Origin of the sequence: Micrococcus sp. HMSC31B01, from assembly GCF_001816085.1 — a bacterium.
GTDB lineage: Bacteria > Actinomycetota > Actinomycetes > Actinomycetales > Micrococcaceae > Micrococcus > Micrococcus luteus.
Map to the genome: position 1 here is coordinate 1 of NZ_KV825092.1, position 3,632 is coordinate 3,632.

Sequence of the window (3,632 nt, forward strand, 5' to 3'; positions counted from 1 at the left end):
CGCCCGGGCACCCCGGGCGTGCCGTCGATGCGCAGGGCCCCGGCGGCCGAGCGCTCCGCCCCGTCGGCGCCGTTCTGCTGGGCCTGGTCCGACTCGGTGGCCACGACGGTGACCGAGCCGTGCGCGGTGGTGGCGACCGTGTGCGTCTCGAGGTGCTCGCCCTGAGGGACGGGGATCGCCTCCGTGGCGAACTCCTTGGTAGGGGTGTGCTCGGCGGCGACCTCGTCGGCGGGGACGGTCCCGTGCACGTGCTCGGGAGCCGGGGTGAGGTGGCTCCTGTGCTGCGGAGCCTCGGCGGCCGGTGCCGCCGGGGCGGTCGTCTCGGTCACCGGGGACGGGGAGGCCGGGGTCGCCGGGACGTCGGCCGCGGGCGTCTGCTCGTCCAGGGTGACGCCGGAGCCGCCGGCCACACCGGCCGCGCCCAGGCCCACGGTGTCCGCCTCGCGCGCCGTGCTCGGCGCCGCCGCAACGGGGCGCAGCGTTCCCCGGGTGGTCGGAGCCGCGGCATCGCGACGGTGGGTCTCAGCGGTGGCCTCGGTGCTCGGGGCGCCCTGCTGGTCCACGGTCACCCCCGCACCGCCGGCCACGCCGGCGACGGACTCGTCGGTCTCGCGGTCCGCCGCGGCGGTGTCGAACGCAGCCAGACCCCCGGCGGGCTTCACCGCGGCCACGGGGCGCGCGTCCTCCTCGGCCGCCACCTCGTCCAGGCGGGAGAGGCGGGTCGGGGCCGCGGGGGCGGCCGCCTGCTCACCCGCGGTGTCCGCGGTGACACCCCGACGCTCGAGCCGGGTCTCGGCGGCCTCGGCTTCGGCCTCACGACGACGGCGGGAGGCGATCACCGAGAGGATGATCAGGATCAGCAGCACGACGATGATGGCCGCGATGATCCAGTAGAGGGTGGACTCTGGCATGGGGTGCTCCTCGGTCGTCTGGGGCGACCGGCCGGGCCGGGCGCCGCGTCGTGCTTCCCGCGCCGCCGCGCGGCGGGGAACCTGGTCTTGAGAATGACACGGGGCCCGGCCCCCCGACCAGGGATCAGCCCCGTCATCCCGCGGTTCCGCGCGGCCGGCACCGCCTACCATCGACGCCATGGACACGGCAGCCCTCTCCCCCAGCCCCTCCCCCGCCTCCGGCGCGGAGCACGCCCGCGTGCTCACGCTGGCCTGCACGAACCGCAAGGGCATCGTGCACGCCGTGACGGGCGCCCTGCTGGGCGTGGAGGCGGACATCACCGAGTCGCAGCAGTACGACTCCCCGGACACCGGCGACTTCTTCATGCGCGTGGAGTTCGTGACCCCGGCCACGCGGGAGGACATCGAGCAGGCGCTCGCGCCGGTGCGCGAGGAGTTCGGCATGCGCATGGGCCTGTGGGACGCGGCGCACCGCATGCGCACCCTCGTGATGTGCTCCAAGGACGGGCACACCCTCAACGACCTGCTCTTCCAGCAGCGCGCCGGCACCCTGCCCATCGAGATCCCCGTGGTGGTCTCGAACCACCTGGACCTGCAGCCGCTCGCCTCCTTCTACGGCGTGCCCTTCATCCACGTGCCCGTCTCCAAGGACCCCTCGAGCCGGGACTCCAAGGAGGCCGCGGAGGACCGGCTGCGCGACCTGATCGCCCAGTTCGACATCGAGCTGGTCGTCCTGGCCCGCTACATGCAGATCCTCTCGGACGAGCTGTGCCGGGACCTGGCCGGGATGGCCATCAACATCCACCACTCGTTCCTGCCCTCCTTCAAGGGCGCCCGCCCCTACCACCAGGCGCACGAACGCGGCGTGAAGCTCATCGGCGCCACCGCCCACTACGTGACCGCCGACCTGGACGAGGGCCCGATCATCGCGCAGTCCGTGCAGCCGGTGACCCACGCCCAGACCGCCGCCGACTTCGTGGCCCGCGGCCGCGACGTCGAGGGCTCCACGCTCGCGCAGGCCGTGCGCTGGCACGCCCAGCACCGCGTCCTCGCGGACGGCCGGCGGACCGTCGTCTTCAGCTGAGCCCGGGACGACGGCGCCACGCGGCGCCGTCGTCCTGCCCGCCTAGGCTGGTGGCATGGCCCACATCATCACCGTCGCGGGTGCCACCCCGCGCATCCACGAGTCCGTCTTCCTCGCCCCGACCGCCGCGATCACCGGCGACGTCGAGATGGCCGAGCGCTCCTCGGCCTTCTACGGCGTCTCCGCCCGCGGTGACTCCGCCCCCATCCGCGTCGGGGCGGGCACCAACCTGCAGGACAACGTGGTGCTGCACGCGGACGAGGGCTTCCCGTGCACCCTGGGCGCCGGTGTCTCCGTGGGCCACTCCGCCGTGGTGCACGGGGCCACCGTGGAGGACGACTGCCTGATCGGCATGTCCGCCACGGTGATGAACGGCGCGGTGATCGGGGCCGGTTCGCTCGTGGCCGCCGGGGCCCTGGTGCTCGAGGGGACGCAGGTCCCGGCCGGCTCTCTCGTGGCGGGCGTCCCCGCGAAGGTCCGCCGCCCCCTCACGGACGAGGAGCGGGAGGGCCTCAAGAAGAACGCGGCCACCTACCTGCGGCTGTCCGCCGCGCACCGGGACGCCGTCGCCGGCTGAACCGGGCCCGGAGGATGTGGGACGGTGGGCACCATGCCCACCTCTTCCGCTCTCCCCCGCACCCGACCCGACGACGTCCCCGAGCGCCTGCTCGTCCTCCCCGCGGCGCAGGACGTCGCCGGCACCCCCTACGCCCACGCCCGTCGGCTGGCCGAGCAGGCCGTGGCCGACGTCGGCGGCGCCGCCGTGGCCGAGGGCGACACCTCTGCCACGGCCCTGCTGATGGTCCGCCCGATCCCGGTCGATGCGCTCGCCGCGGCCCTGACCGCCCACCCCCACGTGAGCTGGGTGCAGCTCCCGTTCGCCGGGATCGAGCCGTTCGTCCCCCTCGTGCGCAGCCGCCCGGACATCGTGTGGACGTCCGCCAAGGGCACATACGCGCCGCCGGTGGCCGAACACGCGCTGCTGCTCACCCTGGCCCTGCTGCGGGACCTGCCCGCGCGCGTCCGCGCCACCACATGGGGTCCCTCCTCCGGGCGCACCCTGAACGGCCTGAATGCCGTGGTCGTGGGCGGCGGCGGAATCGCACAGGAGTACATCCGCCTGCTCAAGACCTGGGACGTGCACGTCACCGCGGTCCGCCGACGCGCGGGCGACGTGCCCGGCGCGGACCGCACCGTCACGACCGACCGCCTCGACGAGGTCCTGCCCGGCGCGCAGGTCGTGATGATCGCCGCGGCGGCCACCGAGGAGACCCGCGGCATGGTCGACGCCGACCGCCTCGCCCTCCTGGATGAGGACGCCGTGCTCGTGAACGTCGCCCGCGGGGCGCTGGTGGACACGGACGCCGTCGTCCAGGCCCTCGCGGCGGGTCGGCTGCACGGCTACGGCACGGACGTCACCGACCCCGAGCCCCTCCCGGACGGCCACCCGCTCTGGACCGAGGAGCGCGCCCTCATCACGCCGCACACGGCGGACACCCCGGAGATGTGCGTCCCGCTGCTCCACGCGCGGGTCGAGCGGAACCTGCGGGCCCGCGCGGCCGGGACGGAGCTGGAGGGCTTGGTGGACGCCGAGGGCGGGTACTGACCCGCCCCCGGCGTCCCCGGCGCCGGCTCAG

Annotated in this window: 3 protein-coding genes and 1 pseudogene; 3 read left to right on the forward strand and 1 reads right to left on the reverse strand. The window is 75.0% G+C overall.

Going from position 1 to position 3,632, the window contains the following annotated elements:
- Positions 1-911, reverse strand: a pseudogene (locus HMPREF3105_RS05540) (hypothetical protein); the annotation flags it as partial.
- Positions 912-1,089: 178 nt separating this feature from the next.
- Here HMPREF3105_RS05540 and HMPREF3105_RS05545 point away from each other — a divergent pair.
- The 3 genes from HMPREF3105_RS05545 to HMPREF3105_RS05555 are packed head-to-tail and all read left to right on the forward strand — an operon-like array spanning position 1,090 to position 3,601.
- Positions 1,090-1,995: a formyltetrahydrofolate deformylase gene (locus HMPREF3105_RS05545; protein WP_061866944.1), complete on the forward strand. Its 906-nt coding sequence runs from the start codon at positions 1,090-1,092 to the stop codon at positions 1,993-1,995.
- A gap of 55 nt (positions 1,996-2,050) precedes the next feature.
- A complete protein-coding gene (locus HMPREF3105_RS05550) occupies positions 2,051-2,572 on the forward strand; it encodes a gamma carbonic anhydrase family protein (protein ID WP_036314590.1) in 522 nt (173 codons plus the stop codon).
- Positions 2,573-2,596: 24 nt separating this feature from the next.
- Complete coding sequence (locus HMPREF3105_RS05555) at positions 2,597-3,601, forward strand: D-isomer specific 2-hydroxyacid dehydrogenase family protein (RefSeq protein ID WP_070708941.1); 1,005 nt, start codon at positions 2,597-2,599, stop codon at positions 3,599-3,601.
- Positions 3,602-3,632: the final 31 nt, after the last annotated feature.